This is a genomic window from Nocardia vinacea NBRC 16497 (genome assembly GCF_000308835.1).
In the GTDB taxonomy this organism is placed as follows: domain Bacteria; phylum Actinomycetota; class Actinomycetes; order Mycobacteriales; family Mycobacteriaceae; genus Nocardia; species Nocardia vinacea.
In genome coordinates this window covers 16,034-39,920 of record NZ_BAGN01000141.1, presented here as the reverse complement: position 1 = coordinate 39,920, position 23,887 = coordinate 16,034, and the positions used below count along the sequence as shown (strand labels likewise).

Sequence of the window (23,887 nt, the reverse complement as noted above, 5' to 3'; positions counted from 1 at the left end):
CCACCGGTGACGATGATTGCTCCCTGGTCCGGCTCTCGCATAGTCGAGCGGCCAGCGCCGCGCCCGCCGTCACATTTCCCGGCCGGACCTGGTCATAGCGGTGGCGGGCAGATGTCCGTCGCCACCGCATCGCGGTGGATGACCTGCGGAAGAGGGAACATGTCGCAACGCTTGCGGTCGGCTCGGATAGGTACCGGCCTCTACTGGTTTCTCGGATTCGAGTTCTTCGTCGGCTTCGCAACCAAGTTCTGGCCCGGGTCTACATTTTTCGGGCCCGCCTATTCGGAGAAGTTCGCGGAGTGGGGATTTCATCCGAATATGCGGTTCGTGGTGGGTGGGCTGGAGTTGATCGCGGCTGTGCTGCTGGTGCTTCCGCGGCGGGAGAGCAGATTCCTCGGCGCGGCCATGCTGGTACTGGTGCTGACCGGGGCGGTGACCACACATCTCGTCGATGACGCGCCGTTCTGGCAGGGCACCTCGGCGCCGATTCATCTGGTGATCATGATGGTCGTCGCGCTGGCGAATTGGCCGGCGGACTGGCGAGATGTGGTGCCGCCGTGGGGCTCGTCGGCGTTGGCGGCAAGAGGAGCTGTGGCGCTGGGGATAGCTGACCGACGGTTGTCCAGCTCTGGTGATACAAAGATTTGGACAATTGGGATCGGAGCGGTCAGGATTTCGATCCGAAGCTATTTTCGGAACTGGGGAGCGCAACACATGTCACTATCGTCCAAGGCTGCCATGGGTCTGGTGGCCGCGTCCGCGGGTGCGTTCGTCGCCGCCGGCACCGCACAGGCGGACGATGGCCTCTACGGCTCATTGGCGATTTCGGTCTCGTCGCGCGGCGACGCGACACTCGGATGGGCGTACAACTACTCGAACTGGGCGGATTCGGACCGTGCCGCGGTGCAGCAGTGCGGACTGTCCAGCTGCCATGTCATCGTGCAATTCGCCAATGCGTGCGCGGCCGTGGCCCGAAATGGCGATGATCATCTGGGCTGGGCCTGGGCGCCGACACGAGCCGAGGCCGAGCAGCAGGCGATCGCCAATGCCGGGCCGACCGCACCGCCGCCGCTGCTGAACTTCGGCAGTTCGGTGCCGCGCGAACCGCGCATCGTCGATTCGCAGTGCACCGCGAACGCGAGCTGACGGAAGAACCGAGCGCGCTCTCGACGCGATCGGCGTCGAGAGCGCACCTGGTTGTGGCCGCGCCGAGGGATCAGCGGCGCAGCACCTTTCGGGCAATGATATTGCCCAGGAACTGAATCCCCTGCACGCCGACGATAATGATCAATGTCGCGACCAGGGTGACCTGCCAGTCGAACCGCTGATATCCGTAGACCAGCGCGAAATCACCGAGCCCGCCGCCGCCGACCGTGCCCGCCATGGCGGACATATCGACGATGGCGATCACCACGAAGGTGTAGCCGAGCACCAAGGGCCCCAACGCTTCCGGGATCAGCAGTGTCAGAACGATCCGCAGCGGACCGGCGCCGACCGCCCTGGCCGCCTCGATGACGCCCGGATCCACCGTGACCAGATTCTGCTCCACGATCCGGGCGATACCGAAGGATGCCGCCACGATCATGACGAAGGCAGCGGCCTCCGTACCGATCGTCGTCCCGACCACTTCTAGGGTGACCGGACCGAGCGCCGCCAGCAGAATGATGAACGGAATCGGCCGGACCACATTCACCAACACATTGAGCAGCACATTGATCGGCGCATTCGCCAGCAGCCCGCCCTTGCGGGTGGTGTAGAGGGCGGTGCCGAGGAACAGCCCGATCAATCCGCCGACCACGAACGTGAGCAGCACCAGGTAGATGGTGGTGCCGATGGCCTCGGTCAGTACCGGCCGGAGTTTGTCCCAATCCGTATGCACAAGTTACCCCTTCAGCCGACGCAGATCGTTTCGAGCGACCTGCGAGCAGTCGCTAGCGGCGATCGAGCGCTTCGACCACCTTGTCCACATCGTCATCCGAACCGTGCAATGCCAGCGTCACACTGCCGAACGTCTTGTCCTGCAACGTACTTATCCCGCCGTGCACCACCTCGAAACCGACACCCGCATGCGCGGCGGTGGCCAGCGCCGCACCGATCCCACGCTTGTCGTCGATATCCACGGTGACCAACCGTCCGCCGTGCAGCTCACCGAGTCGCCGCAGTTCTTCGGCGTCGGGCCGATTGTGGAGCACGGTCTCGACGAACGACTGTGTCGGTGCCGCCTGCGGGGTAGCGAAAACCTCGAAGGTGCTGGCCAATTCGACGATCTTGCCTTCCGCGAGCACCGCAACGCGATCGGCCACCGCGCGGATCACATCCATCTCGTGCGTGATCACCACAATGGTGACGCCGAGTTCGCGATTGATCTTCTTCAGCAGCCGCAGCACCTCGCCGGTGGTCTCCGGATCCAGCGCCGAGGTCGATTCATCGGCGAGCAGCAGTGACGGTGAGGTCGCCAGTGCCCGCGCGATGCCGACCCGCTGCTTCTGACCGCCCGAGAGCTGATCCGGATAGCTGCGGGCCTTGTCGGCGAGCCCGACGAACTCCAGCAACTCCTTGACCCGTGCCTTGCGCTCGGCGCGCTTCCAGCCCGCGACCTTGAGCGGATATTCGATATTGCCTGCGGCCGTGCGTGATCGGAACAGGTTGAACTGCTGGAACACCATGCCGATATCCCGGCGGATGCGGCGCACCTCGGCCTCCCGCACACCCGTGACGGGCGTGCCTGCGACCTCGATGGTGCCGGTGGTCGGCTTCTCCAATGCGTTGATCAGCCGGACCAGCGTGCTCTTGCCCGCGCCGGAATAACCGATCACACCGAAGATCTCGCCCTGTTCGATGCGCAGGTCGATATCGTCCAGCGCGACCTGCTGATCAGCGCCCTTGCCGAAAACCTTCGTGACCGAACGGAATTCGACCGCAGGGACCGTTTGCTCGCTCACTTGCCGTCTTTGATGGTCTGCTGCACCCTGGCCAGGATCTGCTCCAACTCCGGGCCGCTGCGCTTTACTTCGACCGCGGTGTTCTTGGTGACCTCGGCGTGCGCCTGCTGCACCTCCGGATCGTGCCAGAGCTGGGCAACCTTCTGATAGAGCTCGTTGTTCTTGTCCTCGGCCCTGGACACCACGACATTGATGTACGGCTCGGCCGCCGGATTCTTCGGATCATCCTTGTAGAGGGCCGAATTCGGGTCGATGCCGGAACGATCGAGGAAGGTGTTGTTGATGATCGATCCGTCGACCGAGGCCAGCGAGAGCGCGGTCTGCGCCGCATCGACCGGGGTCACCTTGACCTTGGACGCGCCCTTATCGATATCGGCGGGCGTCGGCGCCTTGCTGTCACCGGAGAGCTTCAGCAAACCGGCAGCTTGCAGGACGAACAGCGCTCGCGCCTGATTGGTCGGATCGTTCGGGATCGCGATCTCGGCGCCCTGCGGCAGATCCGTGAGCGACTTGTGCTTCTTGGAGTAGAGCCCGAGCGGCACGATATAGGTCGAGGCGATCGGCGTCAGGGTGTCGTTATCGGCCACGTTGTAGGCGCCGAGAAACTGCAGATGCTGGAACAGATTGAGATCGATCTGCTTTTGCGACAGCGCCAGATTCGGCTGCTTGTAGTCGGAGAAGTTGGTGATCCGCAGGTTGATGCCCTGTGCCTTCGCCTTCTCCTCGAAGACGTCCCAGGCGTGGTCCTTGTCAGTGGTGCCGATGCGCACTACGTTGTCGGCGGAAGCCTTGTCGTCGCCGCACGCCGTCAGGGTGAGGGCCGCGGTGGCTACCAGGACCGGGATCGCCAGTACCCGATGGAATTTCACTCGTGCTCCCGAATGCTTGTCGCAATATGAACCCGGTAATCCAAGCGATGCGCCAAGGGGTCGGACAACGGTTTGGATTGTGCTGAGCGAAACTCTGGCAACTAATTGGACGAGCGTCTAGGTTGCCTGCAATGCGATTGCTGCGCCGTGTTCTGGTGATTCCCCTGCTTCTTGCCCTGGCCGCCGGTGGTGTCGGGTGTGGTCGGGAGCACCATGACGATGTCGTGCGCATCGGCGTGAACGACATCTCGCTGCCGCATTGGGATGTCTACAAGAAGAAGGCTGCCGAGCAGGGCATCGCCGTGGAATTCGTCAACTTCACCGACTACAACCAGCCGAATCCCGCACTGGCGCAACGTCGGATCGATCTCAACAAGTTCCAGCACGTGCGGTACCTGGCGAACTACAACGTCCGCAACAACGACACCCTGACGCCGATCGGTGCGACCGAGATCTACCCGCTCACGCTGTATTCGCGCAAGCACAAGTCGGTGGCGGAGATCCCGAAGGGCGGCCAGATCACCCTGAGCAATAACCCGGCCAATCAGGTTCGCCCACTGCTCGGCTTGGCCGCCGCCGGACTGATCGTGCTGAAAGGCGGTGCGAGTTGGGATTCGAAGTTCGAGGATGTGGACACCGACGCATCGCGGGTGACGCTGAAGACCATCGATCCGACCTTGACCGCGCAATCTCTGGAGAGTGTCGACGCAGCGTTCGTCGACGACACCTTCGCTCGTCCCGCGGGTCTCACCAAGAACGAGACCATCTTCACCGACGACCCGGAACGCCAGGAACTGAAGCAGTACATCAATATTTTCGCGGCTCGCGCCGAAGACAGAGACAACCCGAAACTGCTTGCGCTGGTGAAGCTTTACCACGATCCCGAGGTCGAGGCCGCCATCCGTGCGGAGGCCGGATTCCAGGGCATCTTCAAGACGAATGACGCGGCAGATCTGCAGGCCACCCTCGCCGAGCTGGAGACCAAATTCCGCAAGTAAGTGGCGCTCACTCCGGAGTGCGTTCGGTGCTTGCCGCGGCGAGAGCCCGTGCCGCCTCGCGAGTGGCATTGGTATTGGGTTGCAGGGCACGGGAACCGGCGAGTTTCGTGCGCAGGTGTTCAGCGACTGTGATCGGGGCGTATCTACTTCCCTCACCGAGACAGGAGGGCAGTGTTTCGATGACGGCGTCCGGATTGCCGTCGTGGAAAAAGGCTGCGCTGCGGCGTCTTTGGATGGTGCCGTCGGTGATCGGCGGCATGACGCGATGCAGGGTGGACAGCCAGCGTTCGTTGGTCCAGCGCGCCATCACATCGCCGAGATTGACCAGCAGGGCGTTGTCGGCGGGCTGTACATCGTGCCAATGGTTATCGGCGCCGACGACCTGGAGACCGGGGACCTGGTCCGCCCACAAGACGGTGACGATGCCGTAGTCGGTGTGCTCGCCCATACCGGTGAGTTCGCCGTCGAGATCCACGGTGCCCGGCGGCAGCGCGTAGTTGTTCATCCGCAGGACGTCGAGGGAGTGGTCGGTGAACCTGGTGAAGTAGCCCGGCGGCAGTTCGAGGGCGTCGGCGAAGATGGTGGTGAGGGTGCGCGCGATCCGCGCGGCGTGTGCGAAATAGGTCTCCACGGGTGCGCGGAAGCCGGGAACCTCTGTCGGCCACAGATTTTCGGCGTAGTCGAGCGCGGACAACTCGACCTCCGGATAGGCGGCCGCGGAGATGCCCACATTGAATGCCTCGAAGTAATCGTTCATGCGGGTGGCGTATGCGCCGCCGAGGCTCAGGCTGAGGCTCTCGCTCTTGGGCGGTGAGTAGCCGCGATTGATTTCGGGCGGGGTGCGATAGCCCTGTTTGGTCGCCGGTTCGAGGTCGAAGAAGCTGTCGAGTGCGGCCGCGAAGTCGTCGAGCACCGGTTGTGGGATGGCGTGGCCGGTGACCTGCATGAAGCCGACGGTGCTCGCGGCGGTGTCGATCGCGCAAGCAACGGCCCGGCGTTCGGCTGCGGAACCATCGCCGACATATGACGAGATATCGATGACCGGCACTTGGAATTCCACGGCAGTGTCCTTCCCTCGACAACATCTCGATAATAGGCGACAGCAATGAATCCGCATCAAGCCCGGTCAGCGCATCGGTGAGTGATTCGAATCGACCGCTGTGAGCAGCCGCTATGTCATCTCCGAGGCGATCGAGGTGGCGATTGCCGGCGCATCTGGTCGACGACGAGCCCGCGAGGTGCCGCTGGTCATCGTCCATCCGTCCTGATTCCGCTGGTGCGATTCGCCGGCGCGGGCGGCCCGCAGCGGCGATGATTTCCGGGTGGACGACATCACGTATCGGGACACTCGGCTCGCGCTGCACGCGGTGGGGGAGTTGTTGATCGCGGGCCCACAATATCGGCGCTTCGGGACCATCCGGCTACGGGTGGTGCACGGTGGTTTCGGCGGTGCGCAGTGGCCGGTTTCTGTGGTCGGCACCGATCTGGTGTGGCCGGAGGGCCGGGTCGCGCTCGCGGGCACCTTCGACAAGGTCGCCGCCGCCGTGGGCTTCGAACCCGAGGCACCGGCGAACGTCTATGCCGATACCACCGGAGTCGACCCCGGTGACCAGCTCGCTGTCGATCCGGCGGCGGCGGCGCTCATCGCGGACTGGTTCGCGCTCGGGGATTCGACGCTGCGCTGCACAGCACCCGATGTCATTCCGGTGCTGTGGCCAGAGCATTTCGATCTGTCCAGCACTCTCAATGAGGTCAATTACGGTGTGTCACCGGGTGATTCGGCGCATCCGGGTCCGTACGCCTATGTCGGCCCATGGACGCCGCGCACCGGCGAATTCTGGAATGCCTCGTTCGGCGCGCTGCGCTCGCGCGAGGAGGTGAACACCGCCGCCGCCCTGCTCGATTTCTTCGAAGAAGGCAAAGCGCGGGCCGCCGAGTCCTGACGATCACCTGGCAAATGAGTGCAGGTAGGCGCTGGTGGTTTGATCGGCAGGAAAGTAGGACTCGATGGCGATCTCATCGAGCGTCACATCGAAGGCCGCGCCGAACCGCATGATCGTATTGAACAGCGACAGCTCCGTGCCGCGGTGGTCGAGATGGATGAGCAGCGCGACCTCGGACGGATCTACCTGCGGAAAAACGCCTTCCGGCGCGAACACGCTCAATTCCGCATGGAGCGCGACCAATTCGGGATCTCCGGACAGCGCCGCCTGCCGCGCGAGCCGAGGCAGCAGGAACCCGCGCACCTGCTCGATATTCCGCACGCGCGGCGCGAACCCCTTGGGATGCAGACCGATTCGCATCATATTGATCGGCGGCTCCAACAGCTCCGCGGCCACACCCTCGAAGAACACCTCCGCCGCCGAGTTCGCGAACAACAGATTCCACCGTCGATCGATGGCCAGCGCGGGAAACGGTTCGTGGGCATCGAGTACGCGCCGGACCGCGGCGCGTGCCTGCGCAAGATCCGGATCGTCGAGTGCACGATGCCGGTACGTCGGCGCGTATCCGGCCGCGACCAGCAGCCGATTGCGTTCGCGCAACGGGATGCGCAGATGTTCGGCGAACCGCTCGACCATCCCCGGGCTGGGAATGGTGCGTCCGGTCTCCACGAAACTCACATGCCGCGTCGAGATGCCCGACTGTACGGACAATTCGAGCTGGCTGAGTCTGCGCCGCAGCCGCCACTCGCGCAGCAGCGCCCCGACGGAGCGTTCGCTATCCACCCGGTCAGTATCCCCACACCACGCGGGCAGCCGCCATTACATGCCTGGTAATCGACAGGCTTACCGTGCGATGCGACGGTTACCGCCATGACGAACAACCTGGCAACCCACAATAGGGATCTCTTGCTACACGGCCTCGCCGAGTTCAGTGCGGGCAATATCGAGGTACTGCGAGACCTGTTGCACGAGAGCTTCATCGAGCACAGTCCGGGCAATCCGTCCGGCCGCGACGCCTTCATCGAGTTCATCGCGAATGCGCCGGTGGCCGCCGCCCGACTGGAAATCAAACGGGTCATCACCGATGACGAATATGCCGTCGTGCACTACCACATGATCGCGCCCGACGATGCCCGCGGCGTGGCGGTGGTGGATATCTGGCGGCTGGTCGACGGCGTGATCACCGAGCACTGGGATGTCGTACAACCGGTGCCCGACGCCGACCAGCTTCCGCACGGCATGTTCTGATCCGGGTCAGCGGGCGCCCCGCCCCTCACCGGCCAGTCGGCCGCGGCGGATCAGCGCCCGCTTCGTGCCCGGCGGCACCGCGGGCAGGGCGTCGTCCGTGGAGTCCAGTTCGGGCTCATTCGGATTCGGCCGGACGAACAGTGTCCGCAGATGGCCCAGGCCCATCGGGACGATCGCTACGTCGGGATCCATGCCGCAAGTTTGCCAGGAGTGTGCGGGTAGACGGCTATGCGCCCTTGCGGGCGGCCGCTTTCTTCGCGGTCTTCTTGGCGGGCTTGGCGGCGGTCTTCTTCGCCGCAGATTTGCTGGCCGCTGCCTTGCTTACCTTCTTCGCCGGTGCCGCCTTGGCCTCGGGCTCGGCGGCTGCCTTGCCGGAACTCTCCGCGGTCCGCCGCCCACTGGCCTCCAGACTGCGTTGCAGTGCGGCGACCAGGTCGACGACCTCGGCGTCCATCGCGGCGGGCGCCTCCTCGGGCTGACTGACCACCTTCCCGGTGCCGCTGGCGATGGCCTCGTCGAGCACCTTCTGCAGCTCGATCTGGTACTCGTCGGTGTACTGCTCGGGATCGAAATCGTCGGACATGGTCTCGACCAGCGTCTCGGCCATCTTGATCTCCTGCGGCTTCGGCTCGGCGACACCGTCCAGGGATTCGAAATCGACGGCACGGACCTCATCGGGCCATAGCAGCGTCTGCAGTACCAGTACGCCGTCGCGGACCCGCAGTGCCGAGAGCCGGGTCTTCTGCCGGAGCGTGAAATGGACGAGCGCGGTCCGATCGATGCGCTCCAGCGTGGTCGCCAGCAGCACGTAGGCCTTGGGGGTGTTCGAGTCGGGTTCGAGGTAGTAGCTCTTCTCGAACAGGATCGGGTCGATCTGATCGTTGGGTACGAACTGCAGCACCGGAATCTCGTGCTTCTCGGCGGCGGGCAGTTTCGAGAAGTCCTCATCGGTCAGGATGACCTTGTCCCCCTCAGGGGATTCATAGGCCTTATCGATATCGGCGTACTGCACGGACTTGCCGCAGACCGTGCAGACGCGGTCGTATTTGATGCGGCCACCGTCCTTGGCATGCACCTGGTGGAACCGAATGTCGTGGTCCTCGGTGGCCGTGTACACCTTGACAGGGACGTTTACCAGCCCGAACGCAATCGAGCCCTTCCAGATAGCTCGTGCCATTACTCCATCATGGACGAACCCATTCGAATAGGCGAGCGAATCGGAATCCCGAGTGTCGCGGTCGCGACGCGCCGACGCAGCGGTGTGGGCAGGGCGGCGAAGAGGGTGCGCATGGCGGCGACGGTGCCGCCGAGATCGGTGCGGCCCGACAGATAGGCCCGTTGGAGTTCCGGTGGCAGGGTGAAGAAGGCATCGAAGAAGACAGGAAGGTCGGCGGGCGGCAACGCGAGCAGTGCGCGCAGACCCGCCGACCGCAACGCGTGTACCGCTCGCGCCTGGGCAGGCCATGCCGACGCATCGCGGGCGACAGTGTCGGCGGCGGCGAGCGAGGCGGTGACGCTGTAACCGGTTGCGGGATGGGTGAATGCGCCCGCTGCGCCGAATCGTCGCTGTCCGGGGTGGCCGCCCTGCACCGGGAAACGCACGCGCTCGATCGGTTCGGTGCCGGTGAGTTCGATTCCGCGCGAGCGCAACCGGTGGTGCAGGCGGTCGCGCAGCACCGCGGTGTCGAGCGCGGGACACCCGGCAAGACAGGTCTCCTCCAGCAACATCGTCTCCGCACTCAGCGGCACCGCGTACAGAAACGATGGTGGCGCATCGGGTTTCGCGCCGTTGTCCACGCGCCAGTCCATGAACATGGGTTCGATGTCGGCGTCGCGTCGCACGACCACGCCGTACGCGGTTTGCTCAGCGAGCTCGGGAGAGCGGGCAATTCCTCGTGCGTCGATAACACGATTTGCGCGGAATATTGTTTCCGAAGCCAAAGTCACTGTGTTGTGCCGAATTTCGACAACTCGATCGGTGACTATTTGTGCACCTTCGAGATTCAGCGAATCCCGCAACCGCGCGGAGTCGAAGACGACATAGGTTCGTTCGAGTCGATGCGGCCTCGTACCCCAGGCCGTCGGATGCTCCACGGTCGTTGCGATGACCGACGGATCCAGCCATCCCGGCAGTTCGTCGTACCACCCCGCATACGTCGCCGACCAGCGACGACCCGGCACCGGATCGATTGCGGTGACCGACATTCCGTGCACGAGACAGCGGTGTGTGAGTGCGCGACCGGCGGGCCCGAGGCCGCAGACGATGAGGTCCGTGGTCATCACGTTTTCCATGCGGAACGCGGATGTCGGTGTGGCACAGCGAGTTCGGTGGTGTGCAGGGCGGATCCCTTCGGTGTCGGCGCGTTCGTCGGTCGTGCGGAGCTTACTGTCGGGCGGTCGAGTCACCGTTGCGCTGTGATAGTTCACGGATATCGACGGTGACATTCTTCATAAGGCGATCATGTCAGATCTCGCTTTTCCAGCAACGATGTGACTCGCCAGTAGCATCGTGCTGTCAGCTGGCTGGTCACATTGTCCGGTGCGCCGTATGCTCGTCGTTGTCGGACGGATTGCCCAGGGTCGGGCAATCCGGAACCGATTGCCGAAATCAATGTTGATTTCGGAACCTTCTGTTCTCGCGATCGCGTGGAACGGAATTCCCGCATCATCTGCCCGCAGCCATTGTCGTGCCAGCCGGGGAGTTCGTGCTGCCCGTCTCTGTCGAAAGGACCGCTACGGTGAATTCTTCCCGATTACGCGCCCTGGGAGCCGCCCTTCCGGCCGGCGAATACACCACTTCGGAAGTACTGAGTCGGATGACGAGCGGTGGCGAGTTCGACGTCGAGCGAATTACCGGCATCGGTCATCGCTTTATGGTCGACCGCACCAGCGAGGACACCCTGACCCTCGGCGCGCGGGCCGCGCAGGACGCGCTGGCGAAGTCCGGATTGGATGCCGCCGACCTGGATATCGTCATCTGTGGCGGCACCACCGTGCACGACGGATTCCATATGGTCTTCGAACCGTCGGCATCCCAGGAGATCGCCCGGCGCATCGGCGCGGTCAATGCCTCCGGTTATGACGTGGCGAATGCCTGCGGCGGCACCATGACCGGAATCTATCTGCTGGACAATCTGATTCGCGCGGGCGCGGTGCGCAATGGCATGGTCGTCACGCCCGAGGTGATATCGCCGGTGACCGAGGGCGCACTCGCCGAGGCCATCGATGCGCGCGATCCGCAGTTCGCCGCGCTCACTCTCGCGGATGCCGCGGTCGCGGTCATTCTGGACCCCGCGGTGGACGAAGAAGACGTGCTGCACTACGTCGATCTGACGACCTGCGCCGAGTACTCGCCATTGTGTATTGCCAAGCCGAGCGATGCCAGCGAGAACATGATCATGTTGACCGACAATCTCACCATGCAAGCCGCGCCGCGCCGGGAAACATGGGCGAAATTCCATAGCGATATCCTCGCAAAGCGCGGCACCACATTCGCCGACGAGAAGTTCGACTACATCGTGTTCCACCAGCTCGGCGTCGGATTCACCGAGAAGCTCGCCGAATCCGGCAGCAAGATTCACGGCACCGAGATGCCGCCGCGGTTGGCGACCGTCGAAAAGTATGGCAACACCGGGGCAAGTACGCATTTCCTGGTACTGCACGACTACATTTCCCGAGGCGAGATCCCGAAGGGGGCCAAAATCTGTTTCGTGCCGACGGCCTCCGGAATGGTCTTCGGTGTCCTGTCGGCAACTATCAGTGCATTGGTGGGATGAAATGACGTTCATTATTCGGCGGTCCGCCGTCAGCGCCGACCCCACCCTGGGTTCCATCGACCACGCCGTGCGGGCAGCCGGGGAGTGCCTCTCGGGGGCGGGCGTCGAGCCCAACGATATCGACGTACTGATCAATGTCGGCGTCTACCGCGACAGCAATATCGTCGAACCGTCCAATGCCGCCCTGATCCAGAAGGAACTGGGGATGCACCTGGACTACCAGGCCGGCTCCTCGCGGGCGGGTTTCTCACTCGATCTGCGCAATGGGGCCTGCGGCGTGCTCAACGCATTGCAGGCCGCGGGTGCGCTGCTGGAGAACGGCACGGTCGAGCGGGTGCTGATCGTCGGCAGCGATGCCCACCCCGGCGGCACCGGACACGCACCGGCCGACTTCCGCTACGCCGCGGTCGGTGCCGCGTTGCTGGTGACCAAGGGGATCGACGAGGGCACCGGCTTCGATCGGGTGCACATCCCGGCACCGCTGCCGCGCGCGGTCGGCACCCATCCAGGTGTCGCCGGGTACCTCGATCTGAAGGCGATGGGTAACGACGGACAGCGCTCGATCACCGTCGATGTCGCCGACGACTACACCGAATTGGTCAGCGGCGCAGCGTTTGCCGCCGTCCGCCCGTACCTGGCCGAACGGCCGGAGCGGCAGCGCGTGCTGGTCACCAATAACCCGGTGCCCGACTTCGCGGCCACGCTGGCGAGCGAATTCGGTTTCGCCCGAGCGCATCAGGCCGCGACCGGCGACATGGACGCGGGCAGCTCGGGTTTGATCATCGGCTACCACCAGTTGCTCGAGGCCGGTGAACTGTCGGCCGGCGACGAATTGCTCCTGGTCGCCGCGGGATCCGGTCCGATCGCCGGCTGCGTGAGCTACACGGTTCCCGCCGGCGGTGCGGGGTGAGCCAGGAGCCCGCAGATCTGAGCGCGCTGCTGGAGCACCAGATCCGGCAGCGCGCCGACCTGCCCGCCATCAGCTATCCGACCGTCGCGCGTCCCGAACGTGCGGGGCGCGCAGCGGATCTCGGATTCGCGGTGCTGACCTTCGCCGAACTCGGCGCGCGGGTGGACGCCTACGCCGCGGCCTTCGAACGGATCGGAATCAGCAAGGGCGTCAAGACCATTGTCATGGTCAAACCCGATCCTGATCTGTTCGCGGTGATCTTCGCGCTGTTCCGGGTCGGTGCGGTGCCGGTGGTGGTGGATCCGGGTATGGGCGTGCGCCGCATGCTGCATTGCTTCCGCAGTGTCGGTGCGGAGGCGTTCATCGGCATACCGCTGGCACATCTGGTGCGACTGGCGGCGCGGCGCACCTTCCGTTCGGTGCGGGTGCATGTGTCGGTCGGACGCTCGTTCTGGGGTGGGCACACCTTGCTCGCCATGCGACAAACACCTGGTGCGGCCGCACCCGAAATCATCCATGCGCCCGACGATCTGCTGATGATCGCCTTCACCACCGGCAGTACCGGACCGGCCAAGGGGGTGGAGTTCACCAGGGCCGGATTCGCCGCCTCGCTGCGGGTGATCGAGCAGTTGCACGGCCGCCCAACGGGTTTCGTCTCGCTCACCTCGGTACCGCTGTTCGGCATCTTCGATCTGCTGCAGGGTGCGCATGTCGTGCTCGGGCCGGTCGATCCGGTGCGGGTGTCCAAGGCCGATCCGGCACTGCTCGCCGATGTGGTCCAGAGTTTCCAGGCCACCGATGTCACCGCATCCCCCGCCCTGCTCGGTCCGCTCGGCGAATATCTGACAAGAACCGGGATCATGCTGCCGAGTCTGGTTCGGGTCATCTCGATGGGCGCGCCCGCGAACCTCGATGCGCTCGTGGGGGTCAGGGCCGCTCTCGGTGAGTCCGCGCGCGTCTTCACCACCTACGGTGCGACCGAGGCATTGCCGCTGACCACCCTCGAATGGTCCGAACTCGACGAGACCCGCAAGCAGACCGCCGAGGGCGCGGGCACCTGTGTCGGCCGCCCGATCGCGGAATCCGACAGCGATACAAGAGTACGGATCATCGCCGTCTCCGATGACGAAATCCCCACCTGGCGCGACGATCTCGTGCTGCCACCGGGGCAGATCGGCGAAATCGTCGCCGCCGGTGCGCAAGTCAGCACCGCCTATCACCACAACCCGGCCGCCGATGCTCGCAACAAGATCGACGAAACCCGCCCGGACGGCACTGTGCGCCGTTGGCATCGCGTCGGCGATCTGGCCTGGCAGGACGAGTCCGGTCGGCTGTGGTTCTGTGGCCGCACGGCGCAGCGGGTCCGCACCGCGGCCGGTGACCTGTTCACCGTGCAGTGCGAGCAGATCTTCAACACCCACCCGGATGTGCACCGCACCGCGCTCGTCGGTGTCGGCGAGCCGGGGGCGCAGATCCCGGTGCTGTGCTTCGAATTGCGGTCCGGGGTGGCGGAATCCGAGATTCCACGGGTTCAGCGAGAACTGTGGTCCATCGCGCGCGGGCGCGAATTCACCAGGTCCATCAAGGTATTCCGCGCCCATCCCGGGTTCCCGGTCGACATCAGGCACAACGCCAAGATCGGGCGCGAGGAATTGGCCGTATGGGCCGGAAAGGGTATGACGCCATGAAGGCTTTGGTCACCGGGGCAACCGGATTCCTGGGCAGCCATATCGTCGACGCCGCGGTGGCGGCCGGTGATGAGGTACGTGCCATCGTCCGGCCGTCGAGCGATCTCGGCTACCTGTCGACGGTGCCCGAAATCGAAACGGTGGCAGGAGATCTCGGCGACTACGAATCGCTGGTCACCGCGTGTAAGGGCGTCGATGTGGTCTATCACAGCGCCGGACTGGTCGCCGAGGTGGGCAGCCGGGCGCAGTTCTGGGAGGCCAATGTCGAGGGCACCCGGCGGCTGATGAAGGCCGCACAGGAGGCCGGTGTCGGCCGCTTCGTCTTCGTCAGCAGCCCCTCGGTGGCGACCTCCTATGACACCGACCGCTTCGGCATCGACGAGTCCGAGCCGTACGTGACCGCTCCGAAGAGCCCGTACGTGGAGACCAAGGCCGCCGCCGAACAGCTCGTCCTGGCCGGCAACACCCCGGATTTCGTGACCTGTGCCCTGCGCCCGCGAATGATCTGGGGACCGCGTTCCTCGGGTTGGATGACCCTGCTGCTGCGAAAGTTGAAGTCCGGCAAGCTGCCCGACCTCTCCGGCGGCAAGAACGTCATGGTGTCGATCACCTACTGCGAGCATGCCGCGCAGGCCTGTCTGCAGGCGGCGCGCTCGGATCAGGTCGCGGGCAATGCCTACTTCCTCGCCGATCCCGAGGACGTCGATTTGTGGAAGTTCGTCAAGGACCTCGCCGTCGCCCTGGACCTGACGCCGCCCACCCGGACCATTCCCAAACCGGTATTCGACGCCGCCATCGCGGTTTTCGACACCATATGGCGAGTGCCGGCGATCAAGGAGCGCTACGCGCCGCCGCTGTCCAGTTGGACCACCGCGGCACTGACCGTTTCCAGTACCTACGACACCAGCGCGGCCGCCCGGGATTTCGGCTACGCGCCGACGGTCTCGCTGGCCGACGGACTGGCGGCCTACGTCCACTGGGTCGGACAGATCGGCGGCGTCGACGCCGCCATCGCTCGCGGATGACCAACCGACCCCCTCGATCGAGTGCGCGAAAGTCGATCCACGCCTAGGAGACTCGCATGATGACCACCCGGCTCGCCAGCCGCCCGACCGGCACGAATGCGGTGCCGACCGCACCGGGGGCCCTACCCCTCATCGGCCACTCACACCGACTCGCGCGCAGGCCGTACCGCTTCCTGCAGACGCTGTCGGACCTCGGACCCGTGGTGCGGGTGAAGATTCCGGGTTACGACACCTACGTCGTCACCGAACCGGACCTGATCCGCGAAGCCTTCGTCGGCCTGTCCGATCAGGGTTCGATGATCGATCGCGCGGAGGCGCTGCTCGGCGCGGGCGTCACCGTGCTGTCGGGCCCGCAGCACAAGCGGGAACGCCGAATGATCGCTCCGGCTTTCGCTCGCGGCCGCATCGCGCAGTACGCCACAGTAATGACGCGTCTGGGCGCGGAACAGGCCGATGCCTGGCATGACGGTCAAATGGTGGTCGTCGATACCGAGATGCACGACCTGGCGCTGCGCACCGTCGCGGGGGCGCTGTTCAGTGGCGACCTCGGCGCGGAGACCGGCGCGGAAATCCACGAGATGCTCACACCGGTCATGACGCTGCTCGCCCGCCGCGTCACCCGCCCGGCCTGGATCGACAAGCTGCCACTGCCCAGCAATCGCCGCTTCGAAGGGCTTGTGGCCGGTATGAAGTCGGCGACCAGCAAGATCATCGCCGCTTACCGTGCGGACCTGGCCGCCGACCCGAACCTGGATCACGGCGACTTGCTGGACACCCTGATCAAGGCCCGCGATGAGGACGGTGTCGCGCTCACCGATGCCCAGGTGCACGACGAGCTGATCAACTTCCTGGTCGGCGGCACCGAGGCAACCGGGATGACGCTGTCCTGGGTATTCCACGAGCTGGGCCGAAATCCCGAGCTGGAGGCCGCTTTCCACGCCGAGATCGATGCAGTGCTGGGTGGTCGCCCGGCCGAATTCGCCGATCTCGGTCGGCTCGATTTGACCAAGCGGATCGTCACCGAGACCCTGCGCATGTACTCGCCGTGGCTGACCGTTCGCGATGTGCCCGCGAACTATGAACTCGGCGGCAAGGGATTGCCGAAGGGTGCCATGTTGCTGGTGTGTCCCGTTGCGGTGCACCGGGATCCGGCCATCTTCCCGAATCCCGATGAATTCGACCCGGACCGCTGGCTGCCTGCGGCAATGGAGTCCCGGCCCAAGGGTGCGTACCTGCCGTTCGGCATGGGCACCCGGCAGTGTCCGGGAAATGTGTTCTCGCTCACCGAGGTTGCCCTGCAGGTTGCTACGATCGGCGGGCGCTGGCGCCTGCGCCCGATGCCCGGTATCGCGGTGCAAGAGACGGTGATCGGCGCCCTGGTGCACCCGAAGTATCTGCCGATGCGGGTGGTGGCCAGGCAGGTGCAAACCGGGCACGTCGCGGATTCGTCAGGGAGCGAACGCGGCGCGGCTTAACGAGTGATGAGGGTGTGGCGGTGTTCGAACTGACCAAGCTGACCATTTCGAGCGACCTGCAAGCAGTCGCTACGCGGCGCGCAAAATGGATACTCGGCATCTTCGCCGGGCTCGCGCTGATAATGGGGATGCTCAGCTCGACGTTGTTCGACAAAGTGCAGGGCGGTGGCTACAGCGATCCCGGCGGCGAATCCAGCCGGGCCACCGAGATTTTGCGCGATGCCTTCGGTCAGGCGCCGCCGAACTTCGTGCTGCTGGTGCACAGCGACACCTCGGTCGACGATCCCGAATCGGCAACGGCCGCAGTGAAATTGGCGCTGAAGCTGAAGGATGAGCCGGGTGTCGCGGGTGTCATGTCGTACTGGATGGACAAGTCGCCTGCGCTGCGCAGCGCCGACGGCAAATCAGGGCTGATAGTCGCGAGCATTCTCGGCGAGGAGGGCGCGGTCGACCAGAAGGTCGGCGGCCTGGCGGATCGCTATGGCGGCACGCACGGGCCGGTGCAGGTGCGCGTCGGCGGTTACGCGATGTTGTTGCACGAGACGGTGCAGCAGAGTGAGAAGGACGCTGTACTCGGCGAATCCATCGCGTTCCCCGTCACCCTGATCGCGCTGCTGTTCGTATTCGGCGGCTTGGTGGCGGCCAGCCTGCCGCTGGTCGTCGCAGCGGTGACCGTGATGATCACCATGGGCGCGCTGTGGCTGATCGCCCTGGTCACCGATCTCGCCGCGACCGCGACCAATGTCGCCACTCTGCTCGGCCTCGGCCTCGCGATCGACTACAGCCTGCTGATCATCAGCCGCTACCGCGACGAATTGGCCGCAGGCGCCACGACCGGTCAGGCCGTCGCCGCGACCATGCGTTCGGCCGGTCGCACCGTGGCCTTCTCGGCGGTCACCGTCGCGGTGGCGCTGTCGGGCCTGCTGTTCTTCCCGCTGCTCGCGGTGCGTTCCATGGGTTATGCGGGGCTGGCGGTCGCGGCAATCGCCGCGACGGTTTCGCTGACGGTGCTGCCCGCGATTCTGCTGCTGCTCGGCAGTCGCATCGATCGCGGTCAACTCGGCTGGTTCTTCCGTCCGCAGCGTCCCGCGCCCGGTGAGGGTTTCTGGCATCGGCTCGCGGTATTCGTGATGCGGAAGCCGGCGCCGATCGGTCTGGCGGTCACGGCCTTCCTGCTGCTGCTCGGGACCCCGTTCCTCGGTGTGAAACTCGGCTTCCCGGACGAGCGGGCATTGCCGGAGTCGATGAACAACCGGCAGATCACCGAGACCATCCAGCGTGAGTTCGCCGCCACCGACACCAACGGACTGTTCGTCGTACTTCCGGACAGCAAGTCCGACCTGGACGCCTACGCCAGGAAGCTCTCCGAAGTCGACAATGTCCGTCGCGTCGACACCGCCACCGGCAGCTACGCCCACGGCGGGCAGCTCGCCCCGGCCATGGCACAGCACGCGCGCTTCGAAACCAAGGACGCCGCTTACCTTTCGGTGACACCGGACACCGTCGATCCGGCGCTGCTGGATCGGGTGGCCAAGGAGTTGCGCGCAGTGCCCGCACCCGCACAGCGGTTGGTCGGCGGTATCGCGGCCGCGAGCGCCGACTCCCTCGATGCGGTGACCTCGGCGCTGCCCCTGGCGCTGGCCTACGTCGTGATCATCATGCTGGTCGTGCTGTTCCTGCTGACCGGCAGCGTGGTGCTGCCGCTGGTCGCGATCGTGCTCAGCGCGCTGAGCCTCACCGCGACTTTCGGCGCGCTGGTCTGGATCTTCCAGGACGGGCACCTGTCCGGCCTGCTCGATTTCACCGTGACCGGCGATCTGCCGCCGACCGTGCCGGTCATGCTGTTCGGTGTGGCCTTCGGTCTGGCCATGGATTACCAGGTATTCCTGCTGTCCCGGATTCTCGAAGAGTACGAACGCACCGGCAAGAACGAATCGGCCGTTGCCCATGGCCTGGAAAAGATCGGCCGGATCGTCACCGCCGCCGCGGTCCTGATCTCCTTGGTGTTCTTGGGATTCCTGGCCTCGGACATCACTTTCATGAAGTCTTTCGGCATCGGCCTGCCGCTGGCGGTACTGGTCGATGCGACCCTGATCCGCGGCTTCCTGCTGCCCGCGGTGATGAAACTGCTCGGCGACTGGAACTGGTGGGCACCCGGACCGCTCGAAAAGCTGCACGAGCGTTTCGGATTCGACGAAGGACCGTCCGCGCCGCCCCTGCCTGATCGGGACGATCTGCGCCAGCCTGCCAGGGTATAGATAGTCCGATGGCCGTGCGGATTCGCCGCACGGCCATCGATGCTATTGGGACAGTTGAGGTTCCGCTGCTGGCCAGCGGATTGCCTCGAACGGATCAGATTCCGCCGGTCGACAGCAATCCACCGTCGACGCGGATCGTCTCACCGGTGATCCATTTGGCTTCGTCCGACACCAGGAATCCGATCAGCTGTGCGACATCCTCCGGCGTGCCGAGCCGCTTCATCGGGTACACGCTCGCGGCCCGCTCCTCATCCGCCGAGTACAGCGCATCGGCGAACTTCGTCTTGATCACGCCCGGCGCCACCGCGTTCACCCGGATATTCGGGCCCAGCTGCCAGGCCAGTTCGTCGGTGAGCCGGATCAGCGCGGCCTTGGACGCGCCGTACGCCGCGATCACGCCCGTCGAACGCAGGCCGGCGACACTGGCCACATTCACCACCGCACCGCCGTGATCGCGCATCCACGCCTTGTAGGCCTCCTGCACGTAGCCGAGTGCTGCGACGACATTGACGTCGAAGATCTTGCGCACCGCCTCCAGATCGGCATCCATGAGCGAGCCGTAGACCGGATTGATACCGGTGTTGTTGATCAGGATGTCCAATGAGCCGAATTCCGAGACCACCCGAGCCACCGCGGCGGCCCGGCTGTCCGGATCACCCGAATTGCCCGCCAGCGCGCTGACCTCGCCCCGATAACCGAGCGCCCGCAGCTCGGCGGCCGCCTCCTCGAGCGGTTCCGGCTTGCGGGCGGTGATCAGCACATTGGCGCCCCGGCGCAGTAGCTCTGCCGCGACCGCCTTGCCGATACCCCGGCTGGCTCCGGAAACGAGTGCGCTCTTGCCAATCAGATCGGTCGTCATGTGATGGCACGCTACCGCTGTTGAAATCCGTCGAGTGGACCCGGTCGGGTTTGCGCGATTCCGCCCCGGCGCGAGTGTTCCGACAGACGGGGACCTGATGGTTGGCGTATGGCACCTAGACCGAGCCTTCGTCGTCGAGGGAATCGGGGTGGCGTTCCGGTGAGCTACTGCTGAAATGGGCGCTCACAACCCCGGCTTCAGACGGCGAGACTCGAATTGGACTGGTTGTACTCCGTAAGGAGCCCGGCCGCGTAATCGCGCCGTTTGTTGATCGTGGATCCGGAGCTCTTCTCGTAGTACCGGTCGAAGGCTTCCGCCACTGCCCGAGGGTCGTTCTGGTTCGCGCTGACGGCAGAGCTGGCCTGCTGATAGCCGCCACCGCGCAATTCCTGAACCATGTAGTCGATATGGGTGTGCCAGTCGCCGATACTCTCGCCCGGCTTGCTCGCGAAATCCTGGAGTCCGGACAGTCGATTGAAACGCCACTGGAACAGGCCTTTGGCCGTTCCGTTGTCTCCCGTGGCCGAGACGTCGAAACCCGACTCGAACTTCGCGTTGGCTACGATTCCCGCGGCCTGTGCCGGGGTGAAGTGGTATGTGTCGATGAGGTATTTCATCATCGCCATCGCGTCGGGCTTGTCCGCGGTGGGGATGATCGCGGTGCCCATCGAACCCGACTGGCCGCTCCACGGAGTGGCTCCGCTGTACCCCGATCCACTGGACCCTGATCCAGTGGATCCCGAGGTGGTGGACGAGGTCGGCGTCGTACCGCCGGTCGGGGTATAGCCCGGCGAGTCGCCGTTGATTTTGAGCGCCGCGGCCGCCGCCTGGTCCGAGACACCGTGGACCTGGTCGTACGTCGTGTTCAACGTGTCCCAGACGCCCGTGAACAGGCCATCGACGATATCTTTCGGCAGTTCCTGGTGGGTTTTGCCGTCCTTGTCGGTCTCGGTCCGCACGGTCTTGAAGGAGGCGTCGATCTTTGTGTTGAGGTTCCCCACCGAGGTGTCGATGGCATTGTAGGCATTCGTCACGACTTCTCCGATTCCGGCGGTCTTCACGACGATGCCGTCGTCCTTCCGCTGGATACCTGATATGGCCTTCTGCACCTCGTTTTTGTGATTGTTGTATTCGTCGATCATCGTCGACTTGTCCTTGGGATCGGCGATTCCCTGGCTGCGCAGCATCTCGCGCAGATCGGGAGCCTTGGACGGTGTGCCCGACCCCAGCAGCTGGATCTGGTTTTGAATAACCCCCTCGGCTGCCTTGAACAGTGCTTTCAAGCCCGCCGGCGCGCAGTCCGGAAGCTCATGCAAGTCACCCAGCTGTTTGGTGCCGTCGGGACTCATCGGCGCCTCGCTCTCATCCAGGCAGGCAATCTCGACACGAGTCGATTGTCGGATCTTCCCGGACCTGGGAATGCTCGTGGGGTCGGCGACGCCCCGTCATGGTGCTCCGGCACGGCTACGACCGTGTCTTAGGTGGATGTGATTCGTCTGGGGCGTGTCGGAATGAGTTGTGTCGCATGATGTTCGACTTGTGGTCGATGAGTCGTCGTCTTATGCCAGACGAGTTGTTGGTTCTCGCCGAGCCGTTGCTGCCGAAGTTCATCGTGTGCCCGCAGGGTGGCGATACGGCCCGGGGGGACGAGCGCGCGGTGTTCACCGCGGTGGTTTCGTGCTGACCAGCGGTTGCGCGCGCCGGATGTTGCCGTCGGCGTTCGGTGTGACGATGCCGACCGCGCATCGCCGGTTCAGTGTGTGGACCGAGGCCGGGGTCTGGCGGCCATTACACCGCGCGGTGCTCGACGAGCTGGGCAGCCAAGGCTTGATCGACTGGTCGCGAGTGGTGATCGCCGGACATCCCTCGCAGGGGGCTGACCCTGACGAGCTCCAGCACGTTGCGGCCTACACGTCGCCGGAACGTCATCGGAGATCACTGATCCGACGGCCGATATTGCGGCCAGCATGGACTAGGTGATGCAGCGCTATCACGTCGCGCGGAACGCGGTTCCAATCTGGCATCCAACGTGCAGCAGGCCGATCCCAGCCGCTCGCCGAGGGGCTACTGAGCCGCAGGACGCCGCCCTGAAGAGTTAGCGCGGTCACACCTGGATCGGGGGTGTCGGAAGCACCTCTGGAGCCAGGTAAAATCGGTGGTTCTTGTGCGTGTTCGCGTCGCACAATCGAGCAAGCAACCGATCAGCACCACGTACCCGTAGGAGAAGCCTGTGATCACCGCGACGGACCTGGAGGTCCGGGCCGGAGTCCGCACCCTGCTGTCGGCCCCCGGACCTGCGCTGCGGGTGCAGGCCGGCGACCGGATCGGACTGGTCGGGCGCAATGGCGCGGGCAAGACGACCACGCTGCGCATTCTGGCGGGCGAGGGTGAGCCCTACGCCGGAAAGATTTTGCGCTCCAGCGATATCGGGTATCTCCCGCAGGATCCGCGCGAGGGCAATCTGGACGTGCTCGCCCGCGATCGCGTGCTCTCCGCTCGTGGCTTGGACACCCTGCTGCGCGATATGGAGAAGCAGCAGGCGCTGATGGCCGAGGTGGTCGATGACGCCGAACGCGAGAAGGCGGTGCGCAAATACGGTCGGTTGGAGGAACGCTTCTCGGCGCTCGGCGGCTATGTGGCCGAGAGCGAAGCGGCGCGCATCTGCAATAGCCTCGGCCTGCCCGATCGGGTACTAGGCCAGGCGCTGCGCACGCTCTCCGGTGGTCAGCGACGCCGAATCGAGTTGGCGCGCATCCTGTTCGCCGCCTCCGACGGCAGCGGCGGGCGCTCGGATACCATCCTGCTGCTCGACGAGCCGACCAACCACCTCGACGCCGACTCCATCACCTGGCTGCGCGGCTTCCTGCAGAACCACGACGGCGGCCTGATCGTGATCAGCCACGATGTCGAACTGCTCGGCGATGTGGTGAACAAGGTCTGGTTCCTGGACGCGGTGCGCGGTGAGGCCGACGTCTACAACATGGGCTGGCAGAAATATCTGGACGCGCGTGCCACCGATGAACAGCGCCGCCGCCGCGAACGTGCCAATGCCGAGAAGAAGGCCAGCGCCCTGCGCGCCCAGGCCGCCAAACTCGGCGCCAAGGCCACGAAAGCCACTGCGGCACAGAATATGGCCAAGCGCGCGGACCGCTTGATGGCCGAACTCGACGAGGTGCGGGTGGCCGACAAGGTCGCGCGGATCAAATTCCCCGAACCCGCCACCTGCGGCAAGACCCCGCTGATGGCCGAGAACCTGACCAAGGTCTACGGCTCGCTGGAAATCTTCACCGGCGTCGATCTGGCCATCGACCGCGGCAGCCGCGTCGTAGTGCTCGGTCTCAACGGTGCGGGCAAGACCACGCTGCTGCGCCTGCTCGCCGGGGTGGAGACGCCGACGGCGGGTGGTCTCGTGCCCGGTCACGGGCTCAAGGTCGGTTACTTCGCCCAGGAGCACGACACCCTCGACGATCAGGCCACGGTATGGGAGAACATCCGCCATGCCGCGCCGGATGCGGGGGAGCAGGAGCTGCGCGGACTGCTCGGCGCGTTCATGTTCTCCGGACCGCAGCTGGAGCAGCCCGCAGGCACCCTCTCCGGCGGAGAGAAGACCCGTCTCGCGCTGGCGGGGCTGGTCTCCTCGGCGGCCAATGTGCTGCTGCTGGACGAGCCGACCAATAACCTCGACCCGATCTCGCGTGAGCAGGTCCTCGACGCGCTGCGCACCTACGCGGGCGCGGTCGTCCTGGTCACCCACGACCCGGGCGCTGCCGAGGCGCTGTCGCCGGAGCGGGTGATCTTGCTGCCGGATGGCCAGGAAGACCACTGGTCGGCAGAATATTTGGAGCTGATTCAGCTGGCCTGATCGGGGTGATCTTGGCGGAGTTTCGTTGTGGGCG

Annotated in this window: 21 protein-coding genes and 1 pseudogene; 12 read left to right on the top strand and 10 right to left on the bottom strand. The window is 64.9% G+C overall.

Annotation, left to right across the window (positions count from 1 at the left end):
- The first annotated feature begins 159 nt into the window (after positions 1-159).
- Positions 160-1,146: a DUF4189 domain-containing protein gene (locus tag ON44_RS48440; RefSeq protein WP_083897990.1), complete on the top strand. Its 987-nt coding sequence runs from the start codon at positions 160-162 to the stop codon at positions 1,144-1,146.
- Positions 1,147-1,216: 70 nt separating this feature from the next.
- Here the strand turns inward: ON44_RS48440 and ON44_RS19210 are convergent, their stop codons facing one another.
- The 3 genes from ON44_RS19210 to ON44_RS19200 are packed head-to-tail and all read right to left on the bottom strand — an operon-like array spanning position 1,217 to position 3,811.
- Entirely contained in the window at positions 1,217-1,879 is a 663-nt protein-coding gene (locus ON44_RS19210) for a methionine ABC transporter permease (RefSeq protein ID WP_040691978.1), read from the bottom strand.
- 52 nt (positions 1,880-1,931) lie between these two features.
- Entirely contained in the window at positions 1,932-2,942 is a 1,011-nt protein-coding gene (locus ON44_RS19205; RefSeq protein WP_040691976.1) for a methionine ABC transporter ATP-binding protein, read from the bottom strand.
- Positions 2,939-3,811, bottom strand: a complete 873-nt coding sequence (locus ON44_RS19200) for a MetQ/NlpA family ABC transporter substrate-binding protein (protein WP_040691974.1) — start codon at positions 3,809-3,811, stop codon at positions 2,939-2,941. The genes ON44_RS19205 and ON44_RS19200 overlap by 4 nt, the downstream gene beginning before the upstream one ends.
- 131 nt (positions 3,812-3,942) lie before the next feature.
- Here ON44_RS19200 and ON44_RS19195 point away from each other — a divergent pair, with 131 nt between their 5' ends.
- The gene (locus ON44_RS19195; RefSeq protein WP_083897989.1) at positions 3,943-4,809 is read left to right on the top strand and encodes a MetQ/NlpA family ABC transporter substrate-binding protein; all 867 of its coding nucleotides are present in this window, start codon (positions 3,943-3,945) and stop codon (positions 4,807-4,809) included.
- A 7-nt stretch (positions 4,810-4,816) separates the two neighbouring features.
- Here the strand turns inward: ON44_RS19195 and ON44_RS19190 are convergent, their stop codons facing one another.
- Positions 4,817-5,869, bottom strand: coding sequence for an isopenicillin N synthase family dioxygenase (locus tag ON44_RS19190; RefSeq protein ID WP_040691972.1), 1,053 nt, complete (start codon positions 5,867-5,869; stop codon positions 4,817-4,819).
- A gap of 262 nt (positions 5,870-6,131) precedes the next feature.
- On the opposite strand from ON44_RS19190, the gene ON44_RS19185 reads away from it, so the two are divergent.
- Entirely contained in the window at positions 6,132-6,752 is a 621-nt protein-coding gene (locus tag ON44_RS19185) for a hypothetical protein (protein WP_085998568.1), read from the top strand.
- Between the two features lie 3 nt (positions 6,753-6,755).
- Here ON44_RS19185 and ON44_RS19180 read toward each other — a convergent pair whose 3' ends face one another.
- Positions 6,756-7,535, bottom strand: coding sequence for an MmyB family transcriptional regulator (locus tag ON44_RS19180; RefSeq protein WP_040691969.1), 780 nt, complete (start codon positions 7,533-7,535; stop codon positions 6,756-6,758).
- 87 nt (positions 7,536-7,622) lie between these two features.
- On the opposite strand from ON44_RS19180, the gene ON44_RS19175 reads away from it, so the two are divergent.
- Entirely contained in the window at positions 7,623-8,000 is a 378-nt protein-coding gene (locus ON44_RS19175; protein WP_040691968.1) for a nuclear transport factor 2 family protein, read from the top strand.
- Positions 8,001-8,006: 6 nt separating this feature from the next.
- Here ON44_RS19175 and ON44_RS19170 read toward each other — a convergent pair whose 3' ends face one another.
- The 3 genes from ON44_RS19170 to ON44_RS19160 are packed head-to-tail and all read right to left on the bottom strand — an operon-like array spanning position 8,007 to position 10,280.
- Positions 8,007-8,192, bottom strand: coding sequence for a hypothetical protein (locus ON44_RS19170; RefSeq protein WP_040691966.1), 186 nt, complete (start codon positions 8,190-8,192; stop codon positions 8,007-8,009).
- Positions 8,193-8,226: 34 nt separating this feature from the next.
- Entirely contained in the window at positions 8,227-9,177 is a 951-nt protein-coding gene (ku, locus tag ON44_RS19165; protein ID WP_040691962.1) for a non-homologous end joining protein Ku, read from the bottom strand.
- A complete protein-coding gene (locus ON44_RS19160) occupies positions 9,177-10,280 on the bottom strand; it encodes a lycopene cyclase family protein (protein WP_245567227.1) in 1,104 nt (367 codons plus the stop codon). The genes ku and ON44_RS19160 overlap by 1 nt, the downstream gene beginning before the upstream one ends.
- 458 nt (positions 10,281-10,738) lie before the next feature.
- Between ON44_RS19160 and ON44_RS19155 the strand changes: the two genes are divergently transcribed.
- From ON44_RS19155 to ON44_RS19130, 6 genes are read left to right on the top strand one after another with little or no spacing between them, the layout of a single operon-like run.
- The gene (locus tag ON44_RS19155; RefSeq protein ID WP_040691959.1) at positions 10,739-11,776 is read left to right on the top strand and encodes a 3-oxoacyl-ACP synthase III family protein; all 1,038 of its coding nucleotides are present in this window, start codon (positions 10,739-10,741) and stop codon (positions 11,774-11,776) included.
- Position 11,777: 1 nt separating this feature from the next.
- The gene (locus ON44_RS19150; protein ID WP_040691958.1) at positions 11,778-12,686 is read left to right on the top strand and encodes a beta-ketoacyl-[acyl-carrier-protein] synthase family protein; all 909 of its coding nucleotides are present in this window, start codon (positions 11,778-11,780) and stop codon (positions 12,684-12,686) included.
- On the top strand, positions 12,683-14,374 hold the full coding sequence (locus ON44_RS19145; RefSeq protein ID WP_040691957.1) for a fatty acid CoA ligase family protein: 1,692 nt from the start codon (positions 12,683-12,685) through the stop codon (positions 14,372-14,374). Before ON44_RS19150 ends, ON44_RS19145 begins: the two co-directional genes overlap by 4 nt.
- On the top strand, positions 14,347-15,399 hold the full coding sequence (locus tag ON44_RS19140; RefSeq protein ID WP_040691956.1) for an NAD-dependent epimerase/dehydratase family protein: 1,053 nt from the start codon (positions 14,347-14,349) through the stop codon (positions 15,397-15,399). The genes ON44_RS19145 and ON44_RS19140 overlap by 28 nt, the downstream gene beginning before the upstream one ends.
- A gap of 56 nt (positions 15,400-15,455) precedes the next feature.
- Positions 15,456-16,874: a cytochrome P450 gene (locus ON44_RS19135; RefSeq protein ID WP_051182193.1), complete on the top strand. Its 1,419-nt coding sequence runs from the start codon at positions 15,456-15,458 to the stop codon at positions 16,872-16,874.
- Positions 16,875-16,894: 20 nt separating this feature from the next.
- The gene (locus ON44_RS19130) at positions 16,895-19,132 is read left to right on the top strand and encodes an MMPL family transporter (protein WP_245567226.1); all 2,238 of its coding nucleotides are present in this window, start codon (positions 16,895-16,897) and stop codon (positions 19,130-19,132) included.
- Positions 19,133-19,226: 94 nt separating this feature from the next.
- On the opposite strand, the gene ON44_RS19125 is transcribed toward ON44_RS19130, so the two are convergent.
- Both ON44_RS19125 and ON44_RS19120 read right to left on the bottom strand, forming a co-directional pair.
- The gene (locus tag ON44_RS19125; protein ID WP_040691955.1) at positions 19,227-19,991 is read right to left on the bottom strand and encodes an SDR family oxidoreductase; all 765 of its coding nucleotides are present in this window, start codon (positions 19,989-19,991) and stop codon (positions 19,227-19,229) included.
- Positions 19,992-20,188: 197 nt separating this feature from the next.
- Positions 20,189-21,340 carry a phage tail tip lysozyme gene (locus ON44_RS19120; protein ID WP_040691954.1) on the bottom strand — a complete coding sequence of 384 codons (1,152 nt, stop codon included), beginning with the start codon at positions 21,338-21,340 and terminating at the stop codon, positions 20,189-20,191.
- Between the two features lie 212 nt (positions 21,341-21,552).
- Between ON44_RS19120 and ON44_RS52645 the strand changes: the two are divergent.
- Together ON44_RS52645 and ON44_RS19110 are read left to right on the top strand one after the other, a co-directional pair.
- A pseudogene (locus ON44_RS52645) lies at positions 21,553-21,845 on the top strand (transposase); the annotation flags it as partial.
- 376 nt (positions 21,846-22,221) lie between these two features.
- Entirely contained in the window at positions 22,222-23,853 is a 1,632-nt protein-coding gene (locus ON44_RS19110; RefSeq protein WP_040691953.1) for an ABC-F family ATP-binding cassette domain-containing protein, read from the top strand.
- Positions 23,854-23,887: the final 34 nt, after the last annotated feature.